General features: G+C 66.4%; 19 protein-coding genes and 1 pseudogene. 8 read left to right on the top strand and 12 right to left on the bottom strand.

The window, feature by feature from the left end; translation table 11 throughout:
• Positions 1–52 precede the first annotated feature (52 nt).
• Both cuyB and cuyA read right to left on the bottom strand, forming a co-directional pair.
• Entirely contained in the window at positions 53–718 is a 666-nt protein-coding gene (gene cuyB, locus PKE72_RS03265) for a cysteate racemase (RefSeq protein WP_271164040.1), read from the bottom strand.
• Positions 715–1716, bottom strand: a complete 1002-nt coding sequence (gene cuyA / locus PKE72_RS03260) for a D-cysteate sulfo-lyase (RefSeq protein WP_271164039.1) — start codon at positions 1714–1716, stop codon at positions 715–717. Before cuyA ends, cuyB begins: the two co-directional genes overlap by 4 nt.
• A 225-nt stretch (positions 1717–1941) precedes the next feature.
• Here cuyA and PKE72_RS03255 point away from each other — a divergent pair, with 225 nt between their 5' ends.
• Both PKE72_RS03255 and PKE72_RS03250 read left to right on the top strand, forming a co-directional pair.
• Positions 1942–2877: an ATP-grasp domain-containing protein gene (locus PKE72_RS03255; protein ID WP_271164038.1), complete on the top strand. Its 936-nt coding sequence runs from the start codon at positions 1942–1944 to the stop codon at positions 2875–2877.
• On the top strand, positions 2874–3917 hold the full coding sequence (locus tag PKE72_RS03250) for an LLM class flavin-dependent oxidoreductase (RefSeq protein WP_271164037.1): 1044 nt from the start codon (positions 2874–2876) through the stop codon (positions 3915–3917). The genes PKE72_RS03255 and PKE72_RS03250 overlap by 4 nt, the downstream gene beginning before the upstream one ends.
• A gap of 6 nt (positions 3918–3923) precedes the next feature.
• On the opposite strand, the gene PKE72_RS03245 is transcribed toward PKE72_RS03250, so the two are convergent.
• Positions 3924–4553, bottom strand: a complete 630-nt coding sequence (locus PKE72_RS03245; protein WP_271164036.1) for a cysteine hydrolase family protein — start codon at positions 4551–4553, stop codon at positions 3924–3926.
• A 203-nt stretch (positions 4554–4756) separates the two neighbouring features.
• On the bottom strand, positions 4757–5797 hold the full coding sequence (gene curA, locus PKE72_RS03240) for an NADPH-dependent curcumin/dihydrocurcumin reductase (protein ID WP_271164035.1): 1041 nt from the start codon (positions 5795–5797) through the stop codon (positions 4757–4759).
• Between the two features lie 292 nt (positions 5798–6089).
• Here curA and PKE72_RS03235 point away from each other — a divergent pair, with 292 nt between their 5' ends.
• From PKE72_RS03235 to PKE72_RS03225, 3 genes are read left to right on the top strand one after another with little or no spacing between them, the layout of a single operon-like run.
• The gene (locus tag PKE72_RS03235) at positions 6090–7079 is read left to right on the top strand and encodes a methionine ABC transporter ATP-binding protein (protein ID WP_271164034.1); all 990 of its coding nucleotides are present in this window, start codon (positions 6090–6092) and stop codon (positions 7077–7079) included.
• A complete protein-coding gene (locus tag PKE72_RS03230) occupies positions 7079–7738 on the top strand; it encodes a methionine ABC transporter permease (RefSeq protein ID WP_271164033.1) in 660 nt (219 codons plus the stop codon). Before PKE72_RS03235 ends, PKE72_RS03230 begins: the two co-directional genes overlap by 1 nt.
• 14 nt (positions 7739–7752) lie before the next feature.
• Complete coding sequence (locus PKE72_RS03225) at positions 7753–8547, top strand: MetQ/NlpA family ABC transporter substrate-binding protein (RefSeq protein WP_271164032.1); 795 nt, start codon at positions 7753–7755, stop codon at positions 8545–8547.
• Between the two features lie 34 nt (positions 8548–8581).
• On the opposite strand, the gene PKE72_RS03220 is transcribed toward PKE72_RS03225, so the two are convergent.
• The 7 genes from PKE72_RS03220 to PKE72_RS03190 all read right to left on the bottom strand — a co-directional run bounded on the left by PKE72_RS03220 (position 8582) and on the right by PKE72_RS03190 (position 15086).
• The gene (locus PKE72_RS03220; protein ID WP_271164031.1) at positions 8582–9208 is read right to left on the bottom strand and encodes a response regulator; all 627 of its coding nucleotides are present in this window, start codon (positions 9206–9208) and stop codon (positions 8582–8584) included.
• A gap of 109 nt (positions 9209–9317) precedes the next feature.
• Positions 9318–10652, bottom strand: coding sequence for an FAD/NAD(P)-binding protein (locus PKE72_RS03215; protein ID WP_271164030.1), 1335 nt, complete (start codon positions 10650–10652; stop codon positions 9318–9320).
• Positions 10653–10833: 181 nt separating this feature from the next.
• Positions 10834–11862: a sulfate/molybdate ABC transporter ATP-binding protein gene (locus PKE72_RS03210; RefSeq protein WP_271164029.1), complete on the bottom strand. Its 1029-nt coding sequence runs from the start codon at positions 11860–11862 to the stop codon at positions 10834–10836.
• Positions 11863–12705: a sulfate ABC transporter permease subunit CysW gene (cysW, locus tag PKE72_RS03205; protein ID WP_271164028.1), complete on the bottom strand. Its 843-nt coding sequence runs from the start codon at positions 12703–12705 to the stop codon at positions 11863–11865.
• A complete protein-coding gene (gene cysT, locus PKE72_RS03200; RefSeq protein WP_271164027.1) occupies positions 12702–13556 on the bottom strand; it encodes a sulfate ABC transporter permease subunit CysT in 855 nt (284 codons plus the stop codon). The genes cysW and cysT overlap by 4 nt, the downstream gene beginning before the upstream one ends.
• Complete coding sequence (locus PKE72_RS03195) at positions 13553–14572, bottom strand: sulfate ABC transporter substrate-binding protein (RefSeq protein WP_271164026.1); 1020 nt, start codon at positions 14570–14572, stop codon at positions 13553–13555. The genes cysT and PKE72_RS03195 overlap by 4 nt, the downstream gene beginning before the upstream one ends.
• Before the next feature lie 88 nt (positions 14573–14660).
• Positions 14661–15086 (bottom strand): RrF2 family transcriptional regulator, encoded by a 426-nt coding sequence (locus PKE72_RS03190; protein ID WP_271164025.1) that lies wholly within the window; start codon positions 15084–15086, stop codon positions 14661–14663.
• Positions 15087–15436: 350 nt separating this feature from the next.
• On the opposite strand from PKE72_RS03190, the gene PKE72_RS03185 reads away from it, so the two are divergent.
• From PKE72_RS03185 to PKE72_RS03175, 3 genes are all read left to right on the top strand, one after another.
• The gene (locus PKE72_RS03185) at positions 15437–17944 is read left to right on the top strand and encodes a TonB-dependent receptor plug domain-containing protein (protein WP_271164024.1); all 2508 of its coding nucleotides are present in this window, start codon (positions 15437–15439) and stop codon (positions 17942–17944) included.
• An 86-nt stretch (positions 17945–18030) separates the two neighbouring features.
• Positions 18031–20622 (top strand): M14 family zinc carboxypeptidase, encoded by a 2592-nt coding sequence (locus tag PKE72_RS03180; protein ID WP_271164023.1) that lies wholly within the window; start codon positions 18031–18033, stop codon positions 20620–20622.
• Positions 20623–20906: 284 nt separating this feature from the next.
• The gene (locus PKE72_RS03175) at positions 20907–22067 is read left to right on the top strand and encodes an aminotransferase (protein WP_271164022.1); all 1161 of its coding nucleotides are present in this window, start codon (positions 20907–20909) and stop codon (positions 22065–22067) included.
• Between the two features lie 415 nt (positions 22068–22482).
• Here the strand turns inward: PKE72_RS03175 and PKE72_RS03170 are convergent.
• A pseudogene (locus PKE72_RS03170) lies at positions 22483–22784 on the bottom strand (transposase); the annotation flags it as partial.
• Positions 22785–22807: the final 23 nt, after the last annotated feature.

Here is a 22807-nt window from a genome sequence, read left to right as displayed (position 1 = left end):
CAACCCATGAGCCCGCGAAAGGCTGCAACCGAATTGCGAAGCGATCGGTAGGTCAGGTCAGACAGGCCGCGACGCAGGCCTGCGCCAGGGCCTCTGCGGAATCCGTCAAGGGCGCCGGGGCTTCGTCCGGGGGCAGCAGCAGGGGGATTTCCGTGCAGCCTGCGATCAGGGCCTGGGCCCCAGCCTCGACCAGGGCGCCGGCGAGCCGCCGCATCTCGGCGCGGGCCGGCGCGCCGATTTCGCCGCGTTTGACGCCGTAGACCAGACCCATGAAGGCCGCACGGTCGTCGCCCTCCAGGACCAGCGGCGAAACGCCGCGCGCCTGCAGCGCGGCGCTGTAGAGGGCCTCTCCGCCCGGGGTCGCCAGGACTCCGATCCGCTGAACGCCCGCGGTCGCGGCGCGATCGATGGTGATGGCGATCATGTCCAGGAACGGAAGGCCGGCGGCCCGAATTTCGTCGGCCTGGGCATGGGCGGTGTTGCAGGGCATGGCGAGGATCTCCGCCCCGGCGGTGCGAAGCCGTTCCGCCATTTCGCCGAGCACGCGTCGGGCCTCTCCGGGTCGGGTGTTGCGGTCCGGCACCTGGGGATTGAGGTCCATGAGGACGCGGATATGGTCGGCGTCCCCCTGGGCCGGGGTCAGGGCTTGAAGGCGGTCGAGAAAGGCCAGTGTGGCCGCCGGCCCCATGCCGCCGATGACGCCGAGCGCCTTGCTCATCGCAGCGCGCCCTCGATCTCGGTCTGGTAGCCGAACAGGCCCTGGGCGCCGCCGGTATGCAGGAAGACGACCGTCTCGCCCTTGAAGGCGCCGCCGCGCGCCAGGGCGATCAGCCCCTTCATCGCCTTGCCGCTGTAGACCGGGTCGAGGACGATCCCGTCCAGCCGCGCCGCCAGGGTCAGGGCGTCGATCACGCCCTGATCGATCAGGCCGTAGCCTTCGCCGACATAGTCGCAGTCGGCCACCACGCGGTCGCGCGCGATCCGACCGGGCTGGCCCAACAGGGCCGCCGTCTCTTCGGCCAGCTTGAAGACATTGGCTTCCTGGCGGTCCTTGGGCGCGCGAACGCCGATCCCCAGCACCGGAATATAGGCGCCGATGACGGCGAGCCCGGCCACCAGACCCGCATGGGTGCCGGCGCTGCCCGTCGCGGTCACGATCCGGTCGATCGCCAGGTCCATGTCGTCGGCCTGGACCACGAGTTCGCGCGCGCAGTCGGCGTATCCTAGGGCGCCGATCGCGTTGGAGCCGCCGCCGGGAATGACATAGGGCACGCCGCCGCGCGTCCGCACCGCCTCGGCCGTGATCTCCAGTTCGGCCGCCATGTCGGCGCCGCCGGGCACGGTGCGCAGCCGGGCGCCGAATAGACGGTCGAGCAGGACATTGCCGTTGCCGACATAGTCCGTGGCCTTTGAGCCGGTGCGTTCTTCCAGGATGATGTCGCAGGCCAGGCCGTGTGAGGCGGCGGCGGCGGCCGTCTGGCGTACGTGATTGGACTGGACCGCGCCCTGGGTGACGAGCGTGTCCGCGCCCGCTTCAACGGCCGCGCCGAGCAGAAACTCGAGCTTGCGGGTCTTGTTGCCGCCGCCCGCCAGGCCGGTGCAGTCGTCACGCTTGATCCACAGATCGAGGCCGAGTTCTTCCGAAAGCCGGGGCAGGGGCTCCAGCGGCGTCGGCAGGTGGGCGAGGCGGATACGAGCGAAGCGGGCGAGATGCATGGGCGTTCGGCGATCTGTTGAGGGACACGATACAAGCTAACCCTGCAACGGCGGCAGCAACAGACGCACAATTTAGGGTGGGGGCCCAAGGATTCGATTTTGGCCTAGCGATAGGCGCAGCGGAGGGCTCTTCGCGAACTGATCTAACAGCTGTGTGCAGAAATCCTCGGATCGCGTGATGCCTCCGGACCGTTATGCGAAGCCTCTCGCTTTGACGGATCGCCAATGACTTCCAGACCCGATCTCGCTGTCGTCTATGAACATCCCGAATGGTTCGAGCCCCTGTTCGCCGCGCTCTCGCGACGGGGCGTGGCGTTCGTCAAGCTGCCCTTGGCGGACCATGTGTTCGATCCCGCCGCAGAGCCCGCGCCGGCGCCGGTCGTGTTCAGCCGGCTCGCCATGTCGAGCTTTCTGCGCGAGCCCGAACATCCCATATTCTATGCCCAGAGCCTGTTTGATCATTGGGCCGGTCAGGGCGCGCGGATTCTCAACGGCGCGGCCCTGGCGATCGATTCCTCCAAGGCCCGGCAACTCAGCCTCATCGCTCGACTGGGCCTGAAGGGGCCGGCGACGCGCGCGGCCCATCGCCAGGCCGACCTGCCGAAAGCGGCGCATGGCTTGCGCTTTCCCGTCCTGGTCAAGGCGGACATCGGCGGCGCCGGAGCCGGGATCGTTCGCTACGACACCGCCGAGGCTCTCGCGGCGGCTGCTTTGGAGGGCAGTGCGCCCGCTGGCGTCAACGGGGTGTCCCTGGTTCAAGAGTATGCGTTGCGCGTCGGCGGAAAGATCACACGGGTCGAGACGCTGAACGGCCGCTACCTCTACGCCCTCGACGTCGAAAGCCCTTCGGACACCTTCGATCTTTGCCCCGCCGACGCCTGTCTGGCGCGACCCGGGGCCGCCGCTCTGAAGATGACGCGGGCGCACCCGCCCGCCGATATCATCGCCGCCGTCGAGGCGATCGTTCGGGCGGGCCAGGTCGAGGTCGGCTCGGTGGAGTATCTGATCGACGAGCGCGACGGATCGGTGCGGTTCTACGACATCAACGCCCTGTCTAACTTCGTCGCCGATCCCGTCGCCGTCCTGGGCTTCGACCCGCACGAGACCCTCGTCGATTGGCTTGTCGATGTTATCGAAGAAGAGAAGGGCGCAGCGGCATGAGATACGGATACTGGGCCCCCGTCTTCGGTGGTTGGCTGCGCAACGTCGATGACGAGCGCGAGGCGTCGTGGGACAACCTCTCGCGACTGGTCCGGCGCTCCGAGGAGATCGGCTGGGATCTCACGCTGATCGCCGAGCTCAATCTCAATGACATCAAGGGGATCGAGTCTCCGGCCCTGGACGCCTGGTCGAGCGCCGCCGCCCTGGCCGCCGTAACGCGGTCGATCGAGCTGATGGTGGCGGTGCGGCCCAACTTCCACCAGCCGGCCCTGTTCGCCAAACAGGCGGCCAATATCGACCGGATTTCCGGCGGCCGTCTGGCGCTCAACGTGGTCTCGTCCTGGTGGGCGAAGGAGGCGGAGAGCTATGGTCTTCAGTTCGACCAGCACGACGACCGCTATGCCCGCACCGAGGAATGGCTGGAGGTGCTGGAGCGGCTTTGGACCGAGCCGCGTGCCGATTACGAGGGGCGGTTGTATCGCTTGCGGGACGCGATCGTGGAGCCGAAACCCATCGTCACGCCCGAACGGCCTCGACCGGTCATCTATGCCGGCGGCGAGAGCGAGAGCGCCAAGGCTCTGATCGCGCGCCGGTGCGACGCCTATGTCATGCACGGCGACGATCCCGCGCATGTGGGCGCCAAGATCGCCGATATGCGCGAGCGCCGCGAAGGCCTGGGCCTGCCGCCCATGAGTTTCGGCATGGCCGGCTACGCCATCGTGCGCGATAGCCAGGCGGAGGCGGAGCGTGAACTGGAGCGGATCACCACCATTCCCGGCCTGGCGGACGGCAAGCCGCCGGCGGGGTTCGCCAATTTCGATCAGTGGATCTCCGGCACGGAGTTGGAACGCGAACTAAAGATCCGCGAGTACAGCGTCTCCAATCGCGGGCTGAGACCCGGCTTTGTCGGGACGCCCGAGCAGGTTCAGGAACGTGTCGAGGCCTTCGAGGCCGTCGGCGTCGATCTCCTTCTGCTGCAGATGTCTCCCCAGGAAGAGGAGATGGAGCGGTTCGCGGCCCAGGTGATCCGGCGACATTGAACGCCTTTAGGCCTCAGCGCGCCGGTTCACCAAGGCCTTCACGGTTCGCGCATGAATATGTCGATCCGCCAGGCCGATGAGCGTGGCCTGGTGCAGGGCCTTTGCGGGCAGGACGCCGCCATCCAAGTCAGGCAGGGGACGGGTTGCGCAGGCGTCGTGCGCCACGATGACCTGGAAGCCGCGCTCGAACGCCGCGCGAGCCGTAGAGGCCACGCAGTTGTGGGTCATGAAGCCGGCGATCACCAGCGGTCGATCCGGCGCGATCCGAGCCTCGAGGTCTGTACCCACGAACGCGTTCGGTGCGGTCTTTTCGACGACCGCTTCGCCCTCTCGCGGTGCGACGGAGGTGACGATCTGGCCCCGGTAGTCGGCGCGGTCGAAAACGCCGCCGGCCGCACCCGCATGGGCGACATGGACGACCTGTCCGCCTTGAGCGCGAAACGCCAGAAGGAGCGCCGTGGCGCGCCCGATGGCGTCCGCCGCGTGGGGCAGGGCCAAAGGGCCGGAGACATATTCATTCTGCAGGTCGATCAGCAGCAGCGTCGAGCCCGATAGGTCGGGAGGCGCATATCCGACGCCGGCGAGGTCCCAGAGGGTCGGGGGCAGGTCGGTTTCGATAAAAAGGGAATCGATCATCGGTCCTGCCTTTCGCCTTCTGACGCAAAAGGGCCGTGTCCGGGGATAGTGGACACGGCCCACGTTTGCGAGATGAGCGTCGATAGAGGGTAACGAAGCTCACGCCTCGTCCTAGCGGGCGCGCACCGGCTGGCCCAGCAGAGAACGGCTGTCGCCTGCAGCAGTTTTACTGTGCGATGTTGTTTTCGTCGGCGGCGACCGTGTCAGAGACCTTCGTCTTCTGCGTGATCTGCGACGTGCACCACAAGCTTTCCAAAATTCCGACCTTCCAAAAGGCCGATGAACGCTTCCGGCGCCGCATCCAATCCGTCGACGACGTCCTCTCGGTACTGGACCTGACCCGAGGCGATCCAGGCCGCCATCTGGGTGTAGAAGGCGGGGCGCTGGTCGGCGAACTCACGCTGGATGAAGCCTCGGATGAGGAGGCTTCGACTGAGGACGTCTCGCATCAGGTGTGGCAGACGATCCGGGCCGGCAGGCCGGCCGGTGTCATTGTACTGAGCGATCAGGCCGCAGACCGGCACGCGGGCGAAATCGTTCAGCAGCGGAAAAACGGCGTCCCAGACAGGACCGCCCACATTCTCGAAATACACATCGACGCCTTGCGGGCAGGCGGCTCTGAGCTGAGACGGGAAATCCGACGTATGGTGATCGACGACGGCGTCGAACCCGAGCTGATCACGGACGAAGGCGCATTTTTGCGCACCGCCGGCGATGCCGACGGCGCGTGCGCCCACGATCTTGGCGATCTGCCCGACGGCCGAGCCGACGGCGCCGCTCGCTGCGGCGACCACCACGGTTTCGCCCGGCTTCGGTTGGCCGATCGTCAGAAGACCGGCGTAGGCCGTGAATCCCGGCATGCCGAGCACGCCCAGAGCGGTGCTGACCGGCGCGGCGGCGGGGTCGAGCTTACGAAGGCTCGCCCCATCCGCAACAGCGAAGCTCTGCCATCCTGAGTGAGACAGAACAATATCGCCAGGGCTGAAGGCGGGATGCCGCGAGGCGATGATCTGGCCGACCGTGCCGCCCTCCATCACCTCGCCGATCCCGACCGGTTTGGCGTAGGATTTTCCGGCGCTCATTCGTCCCCGCATATAGGGATCGAGCGAGAGGTAGAGGATCTTCAGGAGAACCTGCCCGTCTTGCGGCTCCGGCAGCGGGGCCTCGTCCAGCTTGAAGTCCTCAAGCCTGGGTTTTCCGTTCGGACGCTGGGCGAGAAGAATGCGACGATTTGTTTGCGTCATGAACCGGCCTTCCTGAGATCCCGCTGAGAGTTCCCCCACAGGGATCGATAGGCGTTCGCGTCAGGGGTGCGGTCCAGCCGCGGGATGCTCCGAGCCGGTGAGCCCCGTCAACCGCAAGCCGGTTTCGTCGGCGATCAGAAAACCTAAACAGCGCCTCTGTGCTTCTGACCCCGCCGCTGGGGCGTCTTGTCTGGCGTGAGGAGAGGCGCGTGATCGTAGCCTCTTGCACCGCCGTTCGCCTCGTCGCACTAGACCGGGCCACCTGTGGCGCCCAGCGAGTTCGAGACAACCGATGATCCGATTGGAAGGCGTGACACGCCGGTTCCGCAGCCCGGCGGGCGTTCGCCTTGCGCTCGACGGCGTGGACCTGACCGTGGCCGCCGGCGAGGTGTTCGGCGTTGTCGGGCGCTCCGGGGCCGGAAAATCGACTTTGGTTCGGACCCTCAATCTGCTGGAGCGTCCTGACGCGGGACGCGTGTGGGTGGACGATCAGGATCTGATGGGACTGAACCCGGCGGCCCTGCGCGCCGCGCGCCGTCGCATCGGCATGATCTTTCAGCATTTCAATCTGTTGCACAGCCGCACGATCCGCGACAACATCGCCCTGCCGCTGGTGCTGGACGGCCGGTCGCGCGTCGAGATCGCGTCGCGGGTGGATGAACTGATGGAGCGGCTGGGCCTGATCGAACACGCTCGCAAACATCCGGCCCAGCTGTCCGGCGGGCAGAAGCAGCGCGTCGGCATCGCCCGCGCCCTGGCGTGCGAACCGTCCATCCTCCTGTGCGACGAGGCGACCAGCGCCCTGGACCCGGAGACCACCGAGGAGATTCTGGCCCTGCTGGACCAGTTGAACCTCGACCTGGGCCTGACCCTGGTGCTGATCACCCACGAGATGGAGGTGGTGCGCCGCGTCTGCGACAAGGTGGCGGTGATGGAGGCCGGCAAGATCGTCGAGACGGGCGCGACCGCCGACGTCTTCCTGAAGCCGCAGACGCAGGCCACGCGCAGCCTGCTGGCCGAGGGCGAATCTCGCACGGCGACGCCGCGTCCCGTCGGCGGAACCGTGGCGCGGCTGGTGTTCCGGGGCGAACGGACCTTCGAGCCGGTGCTGAGCCGGGTGTCGCGCGAGACCGGCGTGGATCACGCCATCCTGGCGGGCCGCATCGGTCGGTTCCGCGACCAGGCCTATGGTCAGCTGGAGGTCGCCTTCGCGGGCGGCGATCCGCAGGTCGCCATCGCCCGGCTACGCGCCGAGGGCGTCGAGGTGGAGGTCGTATCCTGATGTTCGGATCCAATATCGACTGGACCACGGTCGCCGAAGCGGCCGGCGACACCCTGCTGATGCTGGTCGCCTCCCTGGCCATTACCGTCATCCTGGGACTGCCGCTGGGCGTGGCCCTTTACGCCACGGGACGAGGGCGGATTCTGGAGAACCGCGTCGTCAACGCCCTGCTGTCGTTCGTCGTCAACGTGCTGCGCTCTGTGCCCTTCATCATCCTGCTGATCGTCATGCTTCCGGTGACGGTGCTGCTGGTCGGCACGTCGTTGGGTGTGGCGGGCGCGATTCCGCCCCTGGTCGTGGGGGCGGCGCCCTTCTATGCGCGCCTGGTGGAAACGGCCCTGCGCGAGGTCGAGCGCGGCATGATCGAGGCGACCCAGGCGATGGGCGGCACCACCTGGCAGATCGTGCGGCGTGTCCTGCTGCCCGAGGCCCTGCCAGGTCTGATCGCCGGGGCCACCGTCACCGCCATCGCCCTGGTCGGCTATACCGCTATGGCCGGCGTGGTGGGGGCGGGCGGTCTAGGCGACCTGGCCATCCGCTTTGGCTATCAGCGGTTCCAGACCGACGTCATGGTGGTGACGGTAGTTCTGCTGCTCGTCATCGTACAAATTCTGCAAGTGCTCGGCGACCGCTGGGTCGCTAGGGTGTCGCACCGCTAAGTCGAAGGTTTCCCATGCTGCGTCGTTCCCTCATTCTTTCCGCCGCCGTTCTGGTTCTGGCGGCCTGTGGTCGTCAGGCGGAGGAGGGGCAGGGGCCGCTGAAAGTCGGCGCCACGGCCGTGCCTCACGCGGAAATCCTGGAACAGGTGAAGCCCATCCTGGCCGGCGAAGGCATCGACCTGGAGATCGTCGTGTTCAACGACTACGTCCAGCCCAACACCCAGCTGGCCGAGAAGCGTCTCGACGCCAACTATTTCCAGACCAAGCCCTATCTGGACGAGTTCAACGCCGGGCGAGGCACGACCCTGGTCACGGTCGCCGGCGTCCACGTCGAGCCGCTGGGCGCCTATTCGCGTCGGCACAAGGCGCTGACGGCACTGCCGAACGGCGCCGAGATCGCCTTGCCCAACGACGCTTCCAACACCGGACGCTCGCTGCTCCTGCTTCAGACCGCCGGCCTGATCACGCTGAAGAAGGGCGTCGATCCGCTGCAGACGGTCGCCGACATCGGCGGCAATCCCAAGGGTTTCCGCTTCCGTGAACTGGAGGCCGCGACCCTGCCGCGCGTGCTGGACCAGGTCGATCTGGCGGTGATCAACACCAACTACGCCCTGGACGCCGGCCTCAGCCCACGCAACGACGCCCTGGCGCTGGAAGACGGCGACAGCCCCTATGTGAACTATCTGGTCACGCGTACCGACAATCGCGACGATCCGCGCATCCAGGCCCTGGCCGCCGCCCTGACCAGTCAGACGATCAAGGACTATATCGCCCGAACCTATGAGGGTGCGGTCATTCCGGCGAAGTGACGCCCCGAGAATTGAGGCAAGGCCCCGACCGGGGTCACTCGGTCCGGATCAGGCCCTCGGCCACGACCGCATCGAGGGCGCGCACCACATCGGCCGCTTGATAGGGTTTGAGGATCAGGGCGACGGAGGCGTCGGCGTTGCGCGCCGTCTCTCCAACGTCCCCCGAGAGGAAGATGGTCGGAACGCCCCAACTCGTATTGAGCGTCCGGGCCAGATCGACGCCGTTGGATTGGCCGCTCAGGTTGATATCCACCAGAGCGACATCCAGGTTTGACAGGCTGGCGAGCGCTTCCGCCGTCTCGGCGCTGCTGGCGGGCCCGACGACACCGTGTCCGGCCTCGATCAGCGCCTCCACCAGCTGTTGGGCGGCGTCGGGGTCGTCTTCCACGACCAGAAGGGTCAAGGGGGGACCTTGACGTGCGGCGTCGTCCGATGAGGCGTCTTGCCGGTGGCGACTGACGAAGGCTCGGACCTTGCGCCAGATCTCTGCGGACGGGGTGTCCACGGTGATGTCCAGGTCCAACACCCGCGCAAGCCCATAGAGCTCATCGCGCGCCTGTGGCGTCAGAACATGGTCGTCTCGGTCCAACAGGGGTTCGTAGAGATCCATCAGAGCGGCGCGGGGGCGACCGGGGATATCGGCACGGATTTCATCAACCATAGGAAACTCCTTGTCATAGACACCTAGGGAGCATGGCCAGGGAGCCAAGGCGTCTGACGTCGTTGTGAAGGTTTCGGATGCGACCGTGTTCCGACATGTCCGTCGCCCGCTAGGCGTCGCGCACTTCCACCAAGATGCGTTCCGCCAGCTTTTGGGCCTGGCCACGCAGATCGGGTACGGAGGTCATTTCCCAGAAGGTCGCCCGCGCCAGGGGGCCGATGACGTGCAGGTTTGACGCCGTCGAAGTTGGGTGGATGAGATCGCCGTCTTCATCGACCTGAAAGCCAAGCCCCATGGGGTCGGGCGCTGCGAAACCCTTGTGCAGAACGTCTTGGATCAGGGGATCGGCGCTGTCGGCGACACGGCCGAGGGGGCCTGTGCAGTTGACGACCGCGTCGAACCGTCGGATCACACTGCGCCGACGACCCCGAGGCCGATAAACCGCCTGGATGGCGTCGCCGTCTCGCTTGATCTGAACGATCTTGCCGGGGGTGATGCAGAGCGAGCCGTCGGCGATCAAGCTGGCGATGCGCCGGGCGATCACGGGCGCTAGCCGGTGGCGATGGACGTCCCAGACCGGCCGAACATGGCGAATGAAGCGCTGGCGTTCGGCCATGTCCCATCCGCGCCAAATCGCGATCGCCTGATGCCGAAGCGCGTCGAAGACTTCACGCCAGTCCTGTGTGCGGGAGGCCGCGCGGGCCTGCTGCATGATCTGGGACACGCTGCCTGAGAAGGTCATGGCGACCGCCGGGGTCGAGACCGTAGCGTGGGCGCGAGGCAGAAGGCCATGGCGCGACAAGGCGGTTATGGTGCGGCCCGGTCGCTCTAGCGCGAGGGCGATATCCACCGCCGTCAGACCTGTTCCGATCAGCAGGACCTGTCGCGCCTGATCCGGGACCAGGGCGCCCCCGGACCAGGGATTTTCCACATAGAGCGAGGAACGTCGTAGATCCTCGTCGATCCCCGCCGGGGTCGAAGGCTCCTGGTTGCCGATGGCCAACACCACGGCGTCGCCGATCAGGCTTTCGCCTCCGTCGAGCGTGACGGACCATGTCGCGTCCAGTCGATCCAGCGAGACAGCCTGACCAGAAACAAGCGCTAATCGTCCTGGGTTGTCGGCCACGGCTTCATCGAGAAGGTCGCGCAGATAGGCGCCGTAAACCCCGCGCGTGATGAATTCCCCGCTGGCTTCCCAGTGGGCCTGTTGACCGAGCCAGTCCGCCAGGTGCGTCGGCGTGTCGGGGAAGGCGCTCATATTGCCGAGCCGGACGTTTAGAAGGTGGTCTGCGTTGCCTGTGTCGTAGGCCGTGCCGGGCCCAAAGGCGCTCCGGCGTTCAATCAAGCTCACGCGCACCGTCGCTGCGCCGCGCAGCATGTGGATCGCGGTCAGCAGGCCGCTGAATCCTGCGCCGATCACGATCACATGGGGTTGTCGGGTCATTCTTGCGTCCTCCCGCGAGACGGGCGCGGGACGGTCCCGCCGGCGCGCGTTCTTCGCCCAGCCCGAGGGGGCGCTCGCCGCGACAGGCTTGGCCACGCGCGATGCCTGACGAGGATTTGGCCTGGACGGTCGTCTGCCGTCTCGTGGGCTTGTGCGTTGCTCGGGCTCCGAAAGCCCATGGTCAGGCCTTGAACAGTTGGATCGGATCAGGACGCAGTCGGACCGTTCGGCCGGGCGCCAGGTCGGAAATCGGATCATGCGCCGGGCGGTCCAGATCCAGCATATGTCCCTTGATCTCCACCGCCACACGTGTTCGAAAACCGCGAGGGCTGACGCTGACGATCCGGGTCTCCAGACCCTCGTCCGCCAGACTTAAATCCTCGCCGCGCGCGCCGAGGATGACTTGGCCCGTCGGCGCGCCGTCGGGGGCGCGCGTCCGCCAACCCTCGACGATGAGTTCACCGTCGCTCACCTGTCCGGGCAGTTGGACCGCGCCGCCCAGGAAGTCGTGAACAAAGGCCGAGGCGGGACGCTGATAGAGGTCGAGCGGCGAAGCGATCTGTTCGATACGGCCGGCGTTCAGAATGGCCACCCGGTCCGCCAGATCCAGGGCCTCCTCCTGGTCATGGGTGACGAAGACCGTGGTGACGCCGGTTTCATCGTGGATATGGCGCAGCCAGCGGCGCAGTTCACGCCGAACCTTGGCGTCCAGAGCGCCGAAGGGTTCATCGAGCAGCAATAGGCGCGGCTGAATGGCCAAGGCGCGCGCCAGCGCGACACGCTGGCGCTGGCCGCCGGACAGTTGGGCGGGATAGCGCTTTTCGAGACCTTCCAAGTGAACCAGACGCAGAAGCTCGGAGACGCGCTCCGCCACGGCGGCCTTCGACGGTCGTTGGGCGCGCGGTCGGACCTTCAGTCCAAAGGCGATGTTGTCGGCGACCGTCATGTGCCGGAACAGGGCGTAGTGCTGGAACACCAGGCCGACGCGGCGTTGTCGCGGGGTTTGGGCCAGGAAATCCTCGCCGTCGAAATCGACGGTCCCACTGTCGGGTCGGTCGAGACCCGCCATGATGCGCAGCAGGGTGGTCTTGCCGGAGCCTGACGGTCCGAGCAGGGCGAGAAACTCGCCGTCGCCCACCTCGAGGTTGATCGCGTCAAGCGCCGAGAAACCCTGGAAGGTCTTGGTCAGGTTTTGGATCGAAAGGGGCATTCAGTGTCGCCTCGTGGCCGCGAGTTCGTCGGCGAAGCGCCATTCCAGCAGGCTCTTGATCAGCAGGGTGACCAGGGCCAGGCCCGCCAGCACCGTGGCGGTCGCGAAGGCGCCGACGAAGTCATATTCATTGTAAAGAATCTCGACGTGAAGCGGCAGGGTGTTGGTCAGGCCTCGGATGTGGCCGGAGACCACGGACACCGCGCCGAACTCGCCCATCGCGCGCGCATTGCACAGCAGAACCCCGTACAGCAGCGCCCAGCGGACATTGGGCAAGGTCACTTTCGAGAAGATGGCCCAGGGGCCGGCGCCCAGGGTGAGCGCCGCCAACTCTTCGTCCGCGCCCTGTTGCTGCATCAGCGGGATCAGTTCGCGGGCCACGAAGGGCAGGGTGACCAGAATGGTGGCCAGCACCAGCCCCGTGACGGTGAAGATCACGCGCACGCCGAGCGCATCGAGCAAAGGCGCGAACCAACCCGCCGTCCCGAACAGCAGGACCCAGACCAGGCCCGAAATCACCGGCGATATTGAGAAGGGCAGATCGATCAGGGTCGTGAGAAGCGCCTTGCCGCGAAACTCGTAGCGGCTGATGCACCAGGCGGCCGCCAGACCGAAGAGGGCGTTCAGAGGCACCGAAATCGCGGCGACGAGCAGGGTCAGACGCACGGCCGCCCAGGCGTCCGGCTCATCGAAAGCCTGCAGGAAACCCTCCAGTCCCCGCCGAAAGGCCTCCGCGAAGACCATGCCCAGGGGCAGCAGCACCACCAGGGCCAACCACAGCACGCCGACGCCGATCACAAAGGGCGCGGCGCCGCGGACGGCCGATCGACGCGCCGCGCTCACGCCTGGCCCCGCCGGGAGAGGATGGCTTGCAAGCCGTTCAGGGCCAGCAGGACCATGAAGGACAGGCCCAGCATGGCCAGGCCGATGGCGGCGGCGCCGGCGTAGTTGAACTGCTCAAGTTGGATCACGATGAGCAGAGGGGCGATCTCGGACTTGAGCGGCATGTTGCCGGCGATGAAGATCACGGAGCCGTATTCGCCGACAGCCCGCGCGAAGGCCAGTCCCACGCCGGAGATCAGTGCAGGCAGGATGGCGGGCAGGATCACCAGGCGTGCGCGCTGGAAAGCCGAGGCGCCCAGGGTTTCCGCCGCCTCCTCTATCTCGCGATCCACGTCCTCAAGCACGGGTTGGACCGAACGGACCACGAAGGGTAGTCCGACGAAGATCAGGGCCAAGAGGACGCCGGTGGGCGTGTAGGCGATCCGGACGCCGATCTCGTCGAACCAGGCTCCGATCGGCCCGTTCGGCGCATAGATGGCGGTCAGGGCGATGCCGGCGACCGCCGTCGGCAAGGCGAACGGTAGATCGACCAGGGCGTCGATGATCCGCTTGCCCGGAAATTCATAGCGCACAAGCGCCCAGGCCAGGACGAGCCCCATGACAGCGTTGATCAGCGCTGCAACCCCAGCGGCGTAGAAACTGAGCCGGAGGGCGGCCAGGGCGCGCGGGGTGGTCACGGCGTCCCAAAAGCCGCCGAGTCCCAGTTCCCATGGCCGCAAGATCAGCGCCGCCAAGGGGATGAGTACGAACAGCGACAGATAGAAAACGACGAAGCCGAAGGTCAGACCGAACCCCGGCAGGACGCTCGGTTCCTTCCAGCGCCATCGTCGGGTCACTGGAACGCTCGTCACGCGCCGCTCGGCTGGTAGATGCGATCAAACACGCCGCCGTCCGCGAAATGTTTCGCCTGGGCTTCGGTCCAGCCGCCGAAATCGCCGATGGTGGCGAGCTCCAATTGCGGGAACCTTGTGCCAAATCGCTGGGCCACAGCCTGGTTTCGCGGGCGATAATAGTTCTGGGCGATCAACACCTGAGCCGGTTCTTCGTAGAGGAAGCGCAGATAGGCTTCGGCGACAGGGCGCGTGCCTTTCCGGTCAACGTTCTGATCGACGACGGCCACCGGCGGCTCGGCCAGGATCGAGAAGGGCGGCACGACGATATCGACCTTGTCCGCGCCCAACTCTTCGACCGCCAGGAAGGCCTCGTTCTCCCAGGCCAGCAGAACATCGCCGATCCCGCGTTGCACGAAGGTGGTGGTCGATCCGCGCGCGCCGGTGTCCAGCACGGGAACATGTTTGAAGAGCTCGGTCAGATAGGCGGTGGCCGTCGCTTCCGTGGCGCCAGGACGCCGGATCGCGTCGCCCCAGGCCGCGAGATAGTTCCAACGCGCGCCGCCCGAGGTTTTCGGATTCGGGGTGATGACCTGGACCCCCGGACGCACCAGATCCGGCCAGTCGCGGATGGCTTTCGGATTGCCCTTGCGGACCAGGAAGACGATGGTCGAGGTGTAGGGGCAGGCGTTGTCGGGCAGACTGTCGGCCCAGCCGCGCCTCAGCAGCCCTCTCTCTGCGATCGCATCAATATCCGCCGCCAAAGCTAGGGTTACGACGTCGGCTTGCAGGCCGTCGATGACCGCCCGCGCCTGTTTGCCGGATCCCCCGTGGGATTGTTCAACCGTCGCGTCGCCTTGGCCCGTATCGCGCCAGTGGGTCGCGAACAGGGTATTGTAGGCGCGATAGAGCTCGCGCGTCGGATCATAGGAAACATTCAAAAGCGACGCCGCGCCGGCGTCGCCTCCGCCCCGCGGCGAGCAGCCCGCCGCAGCCAAGGCTCCGGCGCTCAACAATAGTCCACGACGATCAAACATGGCGAAATCTCCCTGCCTGGGCGTAGAGGTGAACGTTAAATGCCCACTCGCCAAGTGGGAGATCGTCGAGTCTTTCTGAAACGTGATCCTAGCTGAACTCTTCGAGAGGGCTGGGAACCTTTGCAAGGTGGGCGATTGAGCGGTGTTCCAGCACGTCCGCCACAGCGACACGCGCCTCGGACAGGCTCGGGCGGATGGCGCAGGTCCGTAAGTCCTTGCACCCGGGACAGGTTTGAGGGGTTTTGCGCGCGGCGCAGGGGGCTAGAGCGAGCGGGCCGTCCAGAGCGCGCAAGACGTCCGCCATGGTGATCTTCGATGCTGCGCGCGCAAGTTCATAGCCGCCGCTGCGTCCCATCCGACTTTTTAGAATGCCGGCGAGCTTCAGCTCGAGAAGAACGGCCTCCAGGAATTTGCGCGGCGCTTCGGAGCCTTGGGCGATCACGCCGCTGGTCGCCGGCTCGGGAGATCGCCGAGCCAGAAATATAAGGGCCTGAAGCCCATATCGGGTCTTCATAGAAATCATCGCACTCCCCGTTGTGGAGACCATCGGGCGTGAGCGCAACGGGGCGGGAGGCGCGTGGGCGGCTTTGCGCCTTCGTCGTCACCGTAGGCGACGCCAAGGTCGGACAGGGTCGTTTAGAATTTCTAATTCCGGCGCGTCCGATCTAATGCGGGTTGCGGCGAAAATGCGGCCTAAGTCCGGGGCTTCCGCAGTTTTCGCAACGCAGCATAACCATGTCGAAATACACTACGGCGCTCCTTTCCAGCGTCGCCATACTTAGCTTGCCCGCTCTGGCCCATGCGCAATCCGAACCCGCAACCCCACCGGCGCCTATAGCGAGCACGACGGTTACGGACGTGGTCGTGACCGGATCGAATATCCGCCGCGCCGCAGCCGAGGGTTTCAACCCCGTGCAAGTGATCGCCCGCGAGGAGCTCGACACCTCGGGCAAGGTCACGGTCGCCGACCTGCTGCGGTCCATTTCGGCGAACACCGGCAATTCGACCAACGAGACCAGTAACAGCGGCTGGGCCTCCGGCTCCGCCGGGATCGGCCTGCGCGGCCTGTCGCAGAAGAACACCCTGGTCCTGCTGAACGGACGGCGCGTCGCCAACTACGGCTTCCCGTCCGGCGGCCTGTCGGACACCTTCGTCAATTTGAACGCCCTGCCGATGGTCGCGACCCAGCGGGTCGAGGTGCTGAAGGACGGCGCTTCGGCCGTTTACGGTTCCGACGCCGTGGCCGGGGTCGTCAACATCATCACCCGCCAGGATTTCGAAGGCCTGGAGATCGGCGGCAGTTACGGCGCGTCGGACGCGGGCGGGCTCGACACCTGGCAGGGCAAGATCGTCGGCGGTTACGGCGATCTGGAGGAGGACGGCTTCAATGTGCTGGTCAGTTTGGAGGCCTATACGCGCGAGCGCTTGGACCAAAGCGAGCGGGACCTGACCAAGTCCGGGATCTATTCAGGCCCGGGCGGCCGCTGGAACGGTTGGAGCGCCAAGGGCGCGCGCTTCCTGGTCAACGGCGCCTCGGTTCCCTTCGTGGACGCCCAGGGCAATTGCCCGCAAGGCATGGTCCTGACCGCCAGCGCCCCGATCGACGGCCTGGCGGGGAACACCTGCGCCATCAACCTGGCCCCCTATACGACCCTGATCCCGTCCACGGACCGCTATCAGGCCTATGTTCATGCGACGGCGCGCGTCGCGCCGGGGATCGAGGCCTTCGGCGAACTGCTCTACAGCCATATCGAGGGGACCTCGATCTTCGGCTCCAGCCCTTATTTCACGCTCGAGGGCGGACGGTTCGCCCTGAACGCCCAGACGGGCCTGGCCGAACCGGTGTCGAACCTGCTGCCGGCGAACAATCCCTATAATCCCTACGGGACGGCGGTTCCGATCGAATACACCTTCTTCGATCTGGGGCAGTCGCTGAAGACTAATACGTCGCAAGCCTATCGCGCCTTGGGGGGCTTGCGCGGAACGGGCGAGCGGTTCGACTGGGAAGTCGCCGTCTTCGCCAGCGAAAGCCGCGAGCGCGAGCGGGTCGCCGCCGGCTTCGCCAACCGCTGGACCCTGGCCGACGCCTTGGCGAACGGGACCCTGAACCTGTGGGAGCCGAGCGCGACCCCGCAGGCGGTGCTCGACGGCATCCGGCTGAGCACCCTGCGCCCGGCGGAGTCGTCCCTCTATGGCGCGGACTTCAAGATCTCGGGCGAGCTGTTCGAATTGCCGGCCGGTCCCGTCGGCTATGCGGCGGGGATCGAGTACCGGCACGAGTCGCTGGAGTCCCGCAATCCGACCGAGATCGACGCCGGCCTGCAGGTGCGGCCGGCCATCGCGGCGGTCGACGGTGAACGCGACGTGGCCGCTGTCTATGTCGAAGCCAATGTGCCCGTACTGTCGAATCTCGATGTCCAGATCGCCGGTCGCGGCGACCACTACAGCGACTTCGGCGAGGCCTTCTCGCCAAAGGTCGGGGTGCGCTGGCGCCCCCATGACGCGGTTTTGGTGCGGGCCTCGGCCTCGCGTGGCTTCCGTGCGCCGTCCTTGTCCGAGAACTCGGCCTCGACCAACATCTCCTATGGGTCGGTGGTCGATCCCTATGATCCCGACATCCCTGGTTCGCGCCAGAGCCCGACCTTCTTCACCGTCGGCAACACCGATCTGGAGCCGGAAAAGACGCGGTCCTATAATTTCGGCCTGGTCTTCACGCCGCTGCGCGACACCATCCTCAGCGTGGATTGGTATCGGGTCGAATTGGACAATCTGGTCGGGACCAACAACACCACCAGCATCGTCCAGGCCAACAATCCTGTCGATGTGATCCGCGACGCGCGGGGCAAGCTGGTCGCGGTCTACAACCGCTATCAGAACCTCAGCGAGCTGAAAACCTCGGGCGTGGACGTCGAGCTGAGCCAGCGCTGGCGCACCGGCCAGTGGGGCGATTTCGCACTGCAGACCGCCTATACCCATGTCATCGATTATCGCCGTCCGGTCACTGTGGGCGGGCCGCTTGTCGACTATGCGGGGACGAACCGGGGCTCCAGCCTGCCGGCCGACAAGGCCACCACCCGCGCGGGCTGGTCGAAGGGTCCGTTGGAGGCGGACCTGACCTGGTACTACACCAGCGGCTACGACCTGGTGACGCCGGTCACGGGTCAATCGAGCGTCGACGCCTATAACCAGTTCGATCTCTATCTCGGCTGGTCCGGGCTTGAGAACGCCAAGGTCTACGTCAAGATCGAGAACATCGCCGACGAGACGCCGCCCTATGACGGCACCTTCCCCGGCATCCGCGCGCCCTACGACTTCAGCCAGTACGACCTGCGCGGACGCCAGTTCCGCATCGGCTTCGACTACCGGTTCTAGAGCCTGGTCGGCTGAGGTGGGATCGCTTTGCGATTCCGCTGACGCCTTAAACCAGGCTCGTTTTCCCCGACATTGGATCGCTTATCATGTTGAACACCCTGCTGCGCGGCGTCGCCGTCGCCGCCCTGGCGGGCGTCGTCCTGACGACGACGCCCGCGCCGGTCCTCGCCCAGAGCGCCTATTATTTCCCGGCCGTTTCGGCGTCGGATTTGGACCCCGCCATTCCCAGCCCCGAGCAGTTCCTCGGCTATCCGATCGGTTCGCGCTACACGCGCCACGACCGGGTTGTGGAGTATCTGCGGGAGCTGGATCGTCTGTCGGACCGGATCACGGTGCGCGAGATCGGCCGCTCCTATGAGGACCGAGCCCTGCTGGAGGTGATCGTCACTTCTGAGGCCAATCAGGCGCGGATCGACACTCTGAAAGCCGCGCACGCCCGCGACGCTGATCCGTCGGCGGCGGCTGATCCGACCGCGCCGGTGGTGGTCGGCCTCTATTACGGGGTTCACGGCAACGAGACCTCCAGCGGAGAGGCGGCGCTGCTGACCGCCTATTACCTGGTGGCGGGGCAGGGGGCGGAGACGCGCGACTGGCTCGACAAGGCGGTGATCCTGATCGACCCGGTGCAGAATCCCGACGGTCGGGACCGCGCCGCCAACTGGCACAATGCCTGGATCAGCAACCCCCCGGTCAGCGACCCGGCGGACAAGGAACATGTCGAACCCTTCCCGGCCGGTCGGACCAATCACTATTTCACCGACCTGAACCGCGACTGGCTGGCCGTCACCCAGCGCGAGACGGCGGCCAAGCTTGAGGTGTTTCACCAGTGGCGGCCGAATGTGCAGATCGACTTCCACGAGATGGGCGCCGGCAGCACCTATTACTTCGAGCCTTCGCCGGCCAGCATGGAAAGTCCGCTGCTGCCGCGCGCGTCTTACGAGGCCAATGTGGTGCTGGCCCGCTATCACGCCCAGGCGCTGGATGGGCTGGGGTCGCTCTATTACACTAAGGAGAATTTCGACAACTTCTCGCCCGTGTACGGCTCGACCTATCCCGACTTCCACGGCGGGGTCGGGGTCACCGTCGAACAGGCCAGTTCGCGCGGCCTGGTGCAGGACACCGACAACGGGCCGTTGGAGTTCCGCTTCACCATTCGCAACCAGACCGCCGTGGGGCTGGCCACCATCCGGGGCGCCGTCGAGCAGCGCGATTATCTGCGCAATCTCCAGCGCGACTTCTTCCGCTCGGCGGTGGAGCAGGGACGGCGGCACGAACACGCCGCCTTCGTCTTCGGGGATCCCGCCAATCCCGGCCTGACGGCGCGGACGCTGGAGCTGCTGCAGCGCCACCATATCCAGGTGCATCGTCTAGGCTCGGCCGTGACCATCGACGGACGCGCCTTCCAGCCGGACACCGCCTATGTCGTGCCGTCGGCCCAGCCCCAGTTCCGTCTGGTGCATTCGATTTTCGAGCCGACGCCCGAGGTGAAGGGCAGCGTATATGGCAGCACCTCCTATGGGATCGCCGACGCCTATGGGCTGGCGGTCGGTCGCGCGCGCCGGGCGCCGCAGCTGGGCGCATTGATCACGTCGGTTCAGCGCCACGCCGGCGGTGTGAAGGGGGCGGACGCCGCCTATGCCTACGCCATCGACTGGCGCGACCTGAACGCGCCGGCCGTTTTGTCCGCTTTGCTGAAGGAAGGCGTGACGGTTCGCGCCGCCTTTCAACCCTTCACCGCGCGTACGGCCGAGGGCGAGACCACCTTTGAACGCGGCAGCCTGGTCGTGACCGCGGCTGGACAGACCAAGGCTGCGGCTGAATTGCGGGCCCTGGTGGATGCGGCGGCTCGGCAGGCCGGCGTGGACGCCTGGAGCCTGAGCACGGGACAGAGCGTCTCCGGCGTCGATCTGGGCAGCGACAGCGTGCGTCGCATCCGCGCACCCAAGGTCGCCCTGATCATGGGCCAAGGTGTCAACGCTACAGAGATCGGTTCCACATGGTTCGCGCTGAGCGAACGTCTCGCCTGGCCGGCGACGCGGCTCGATCCGTCGCAAATCGGCGCCGTCAGCCTGGACGACTATACCAGCATCGTGCTGGCCGGCGGGTCTTATGACGACTGGAGTGATCGGCGCGTCGCCACCCTCAAGACCTGGATCGAAGGCGGCGGTTCGTTGGTCACCTTCGGTTCCGCTTCCACCTGGGCGATCAATAAGGGCTTGGCCAAGTCCGGGGCGAAACCGGACGAGGACCGCGAGGCCGCGCCGGCGTCCCCCGAGCGTCGCGACTTTGCCGAGCGGCGGGACTATCTGTCCGAGCGTCGAACGTCCGGAAACGCCGTTTCGGCCGATGTGGACGTGACCCATCCGCTCGCCTTCGGTCTGTCCGGCCGGTCGCTGGTGGTGAACAAGGAGACCGACGTGGTCCTGCGTCCGGTCGAAGATCCGTTCTCCAACGTCGTCCGCATTGAGGACCAGCCGCGCGTGAACGGCTATCTAGCCGAGGATCTGCGCAAGGCGGCCGCCGGGTCAGTCTGGGCTCAGACGGTTCGCACGGGCCGCGGCAATGTGGTGCTGTTCGCCGACGATCCGGCGCACCGCAAATACTGGCTGGGCACCGAGCGGCTGCTCATCAACGCCCTGTTCCTGGCGGACTATCTGACCCCGGCCGAGCGGCGGTGACGTCCGTGCGCCTCGGCATATGGATGGTCCAGCCCCCATGCGGCGCACAGGCCACGGCGATGCGGACTCGGTCGAACGACACAGGGCCATTGGGACGGAGGGGCAGACCGGCGGGCTTGGCGAACATGAGAGGGCTCCAGTGCGCGTTGACCGGTGCATCAGGCGCGCGAGGGGGGTGCCTCGCAATCGAGATCGGTTGAGGCGGAGTGGAGGAATCCTAAAGCGCCGCGTCGTCAGCGCCCATCAGGCTTGCCAGCCCAGACGCGAGACGCTTGGGTGAGGGCATGAACCCCCATCCCGTCTTCGCCGACATGCCCGTCACCGTCTTCGAGACCATGTCGGGTCTCGCCCGCCGACACGGTGCGATCAATCTGGGGCAGGGGTTTCCGGACGCGCCCGGACCGGAGGCGTTGCGGCGGCTGGCGGCGGAGGCGGTCCTGAACGGATCGAACCAGTACCCGCCGTCGCGCGGCGACCCCGCTCTCCGTGAAGCGGTGGTCGAACACTATCGCCGCCTGCAGGGCGTGGACCTGTCGGTGGAGGGCGTCGTGATCACCTCGGGCGCCACCGAGGCGATCGCGGCGGCCTTGCTGGCCCATGTTCGGCCGGGCGACGAAGTGGTGATCTTCGAGCCGGCCTATGACGCCTATCGCCCTTTGATTGAGCGTGCGGGCGGCGTGGTCCGCGCGGTGTCGCTGCAGCCCCCGAGCTGGCGATTGACCGAGGCGGCCCTTGCGGCGGCTGTGGGGCCCAGGACGCGGATGGTGCTGTTCAACAATCCGCTGAACCCGGCGGCGCGGGTCTTCGACGCCGAGGAGATCGCGGCGCTGGCGCGCGTCTGCGTGCGGCACGACCTGATCGTCATCAGCGACGAGGTGTGGGAACATGTCGTCTTCGATGGGCGGCCGCACCTGACGCTGCTGGCGGCGCCCGGCATGGCGGACCGGGTCGTCAAGATCGGCTCTGCGGGCAAGATGTTCGGCCTGACGGGCTGGAAGGTCGGCTTCGCCTGCGGGGCGCCGGACCTGATCACGCCCCTGGCCAAGGCGCATCAGTTCCTGACCTTTTCGACGCCGCCCAACCTGCAGACCGCGGTGGCGGCTGGGCTGGCCTGGCCAGAGGACTGGTTTGCGGCGATGCGGGCCGACCTCGGGCGATCGCGGGATCGACTTTCTGCGGCCCTGATCGCCGAAAACTATGTCCTGACGCCCAGCGAAGGGACCTATTTCCTGTGCGTGGACCTGGCCGCCTCGGGCCTGACGCTCGACGACGACGCCTTCTGCCGACGGATCGTACAGGACTTCGGCGTGGCGGCCATACCGCTTTCCGCCTTCGAACGCGCGCCTTCTACGAGGACCGTGGCGCGTCTGTGCTTCGCCAAGGGCGACGCCGTTCTGGACCAGGCGGCGGAACGCCTGGGTCGGGCGCGGCGACATCTGGTCTGAAACAGAAAGCCTGGCGTCGATGTCAGACTTTCTGACGTGATCCGGGCCCGGCGTCAGCCTAGTCTGAGATCGAGCGTTGGGGGCGCTCATTCTCGCACCTGAGGCCGCATCCGTTATCCCCGGATGCGGCCTCGTCTCTTTTGCAGACGGCCGGCTTAAAGGGGCGCCGCACGTCATCCGTCGCCCTGCGGGGGCCGGAAAGCGTTGTCAGGTTAAGTTTGCTGACCACAGCTCGGTCATGCTGGCGGCCTCTCAAGCAGTGGCCACTGCCCAAACCTCATCCGCCCCCGCGCGAAAGTGACGGAGGTTCGGTCGACTGGTGAGATGTCGTTGGGCATAGAAGGTGTCGCGGCGAAGCCAAGATGAGCGCGGCGCTTTTTTTATGGGGCCGATACGCGCCGACATTCGATTCCCACTCCATCCGAAGCTGACCGTTCTCTAGTGGTAACCGGGCAACCCCAGCCGCCGCCAGATCCGACGGCGACGGGGACGACGCCTGCGTTGTGATGCGCCGCGGCGTCCCCGTCGTCTCCTGACACCCGAACTGCGTTATCCGTCGATGAAGCACCGTCTCGTGGAGCCCCAGCTCGCGTGCCCCAGACCCGACGCTCAGGCCGCTGTTGGCGATCCGTCAACCGCCTTGCGCTTGAAAGAACCTGTGAAGTTCCGGCGTGAACAGTCATCAGACACTCCTCCCCAGCTCCGAAAAGCTAGCATGGGTGTCCACCAAGAAGAGGGAG

Source organism: Brevundimonas intermedia (assembly GCF_027922165.1).
GTDB classification, from domain to species: Bacteria; Pseudomonadota; Alphaproteobacteria; order Caulobacterales; family Caulobacteraceae; genus Brevundimonas; species Brevundimonas intermedia.
The sequence above is the reverse complement of the archived record's forward strand: the minus strand, read 5'-3'. Positions and strand labels throughout refer to the sequence as shown.

Coding starts and splice junctions, on each gene's coding strand:
- cuyA (WP_271164039.1), bottom strand. CDS start 1,716: ATGCATCTCGCCCGCTTCGCTCGTATCCGCCTCGCCCACCTGCCGACG.
- PKE72_RS03175 (WP_271164022.1), top strand. CDS start 20,907: ATGAACCCCCATCCCGTCTTCGCCGACATGCCCGTCACCGTCTTCGAG.
- PKE72_RS03250 (WP_271164037.1), top strand. CDS start 2,874: ATGAGATACGGATACTGGGCCCCCGTCTTCGGTGGTTGGCTGCGCAAC.
- PKE72_RS03230 (WP_271164033.1), top strand. CDS start 7,079: ATGTTCGGATCCAATATCGACTGGACCACGGTCGCCGAAGCGGCCGGC.
- PKE72_RS03190 (WP_271164025.1), bottom strand. CDS start 15,086: ATGAAGACCCGATATGGGCTTCAGGCCCTTATATTTCTGGCTCGGCGA.
- PKE72_RS03215 (WP_271164030.1), bottom strand. CDS start 10,652: ATGACCCGACAACCCCATGTGATCGTGATCGGCGCAGGATTCAGCGGC.
- PKE72_RS03210 (WP_271164029.1), bottom strand. CDS start 11,862: ATGCCCCTTTCGATCCAAAACCTGACCAAGACCTTCCAGGGTTTCTCG.
- PKE72_RS03195 (WP_271164026.1), bottom strand. CDS start 14,572: ATGTTTGATCGTCGTGGACTATTGTTGAGCGCCGGAGCCTTGGCTGCG.
- PKE72_RS03220 (WP_271164031.1), bottom strand. CDS start 9,208: ATGGTTGATGAAATCCGTGCCGATATCCCCGGTCGCCCCCGCGCCGCT.
- PKE72_RS03235 (WP_271164034.1), top strand. CDS start 6,090: ATGATCCGATTGGAAGGCGTGACACGCCGGTTCCGCAGCCCGGCGGGC.
- curA (WP_271164035.1), bottom strand. CDS start 5,797: ATGACGCAAACAAATCGTCGCATTCTTCTCGCCCAGCGTCCGAACGGA.
- PKE72_RS03245 (WP_271164036.1), bottom strand. CDS start 4,553: ATGATCGATTCCCTTTTTATCGAAACCGACCTGCCCCCGACCCTCTGG.
- PKE72_RS03180 (WP_271164023.1), top strand. CDS start 18,031: ATGTTGAACACCCTGCTGCGCGGCGTCGCCGTCGCCGCCCTGGCGGGC.
- PKE72_RS03225 (WP_271164032.1), top strand. CDS start 7,753: ATGCTGCGTCGTTCCCTCATTCTTTCCGCCGCCGTTCTGGTTCTGGCG.
- PKE72_RS03255 (WP_271164038.1), top strand. CDS start 1,942: ATGACTTCCAGACCCGATCTCGCTGTCGTCTATGAACATCCCGAATGG.
- cuyB (WP_271164040.1), bottom strand. CDS start 718: ATGAGCAAGGCGCTCGGCGTCATCGGCGGCATGGGGCCGGCGGCCACA.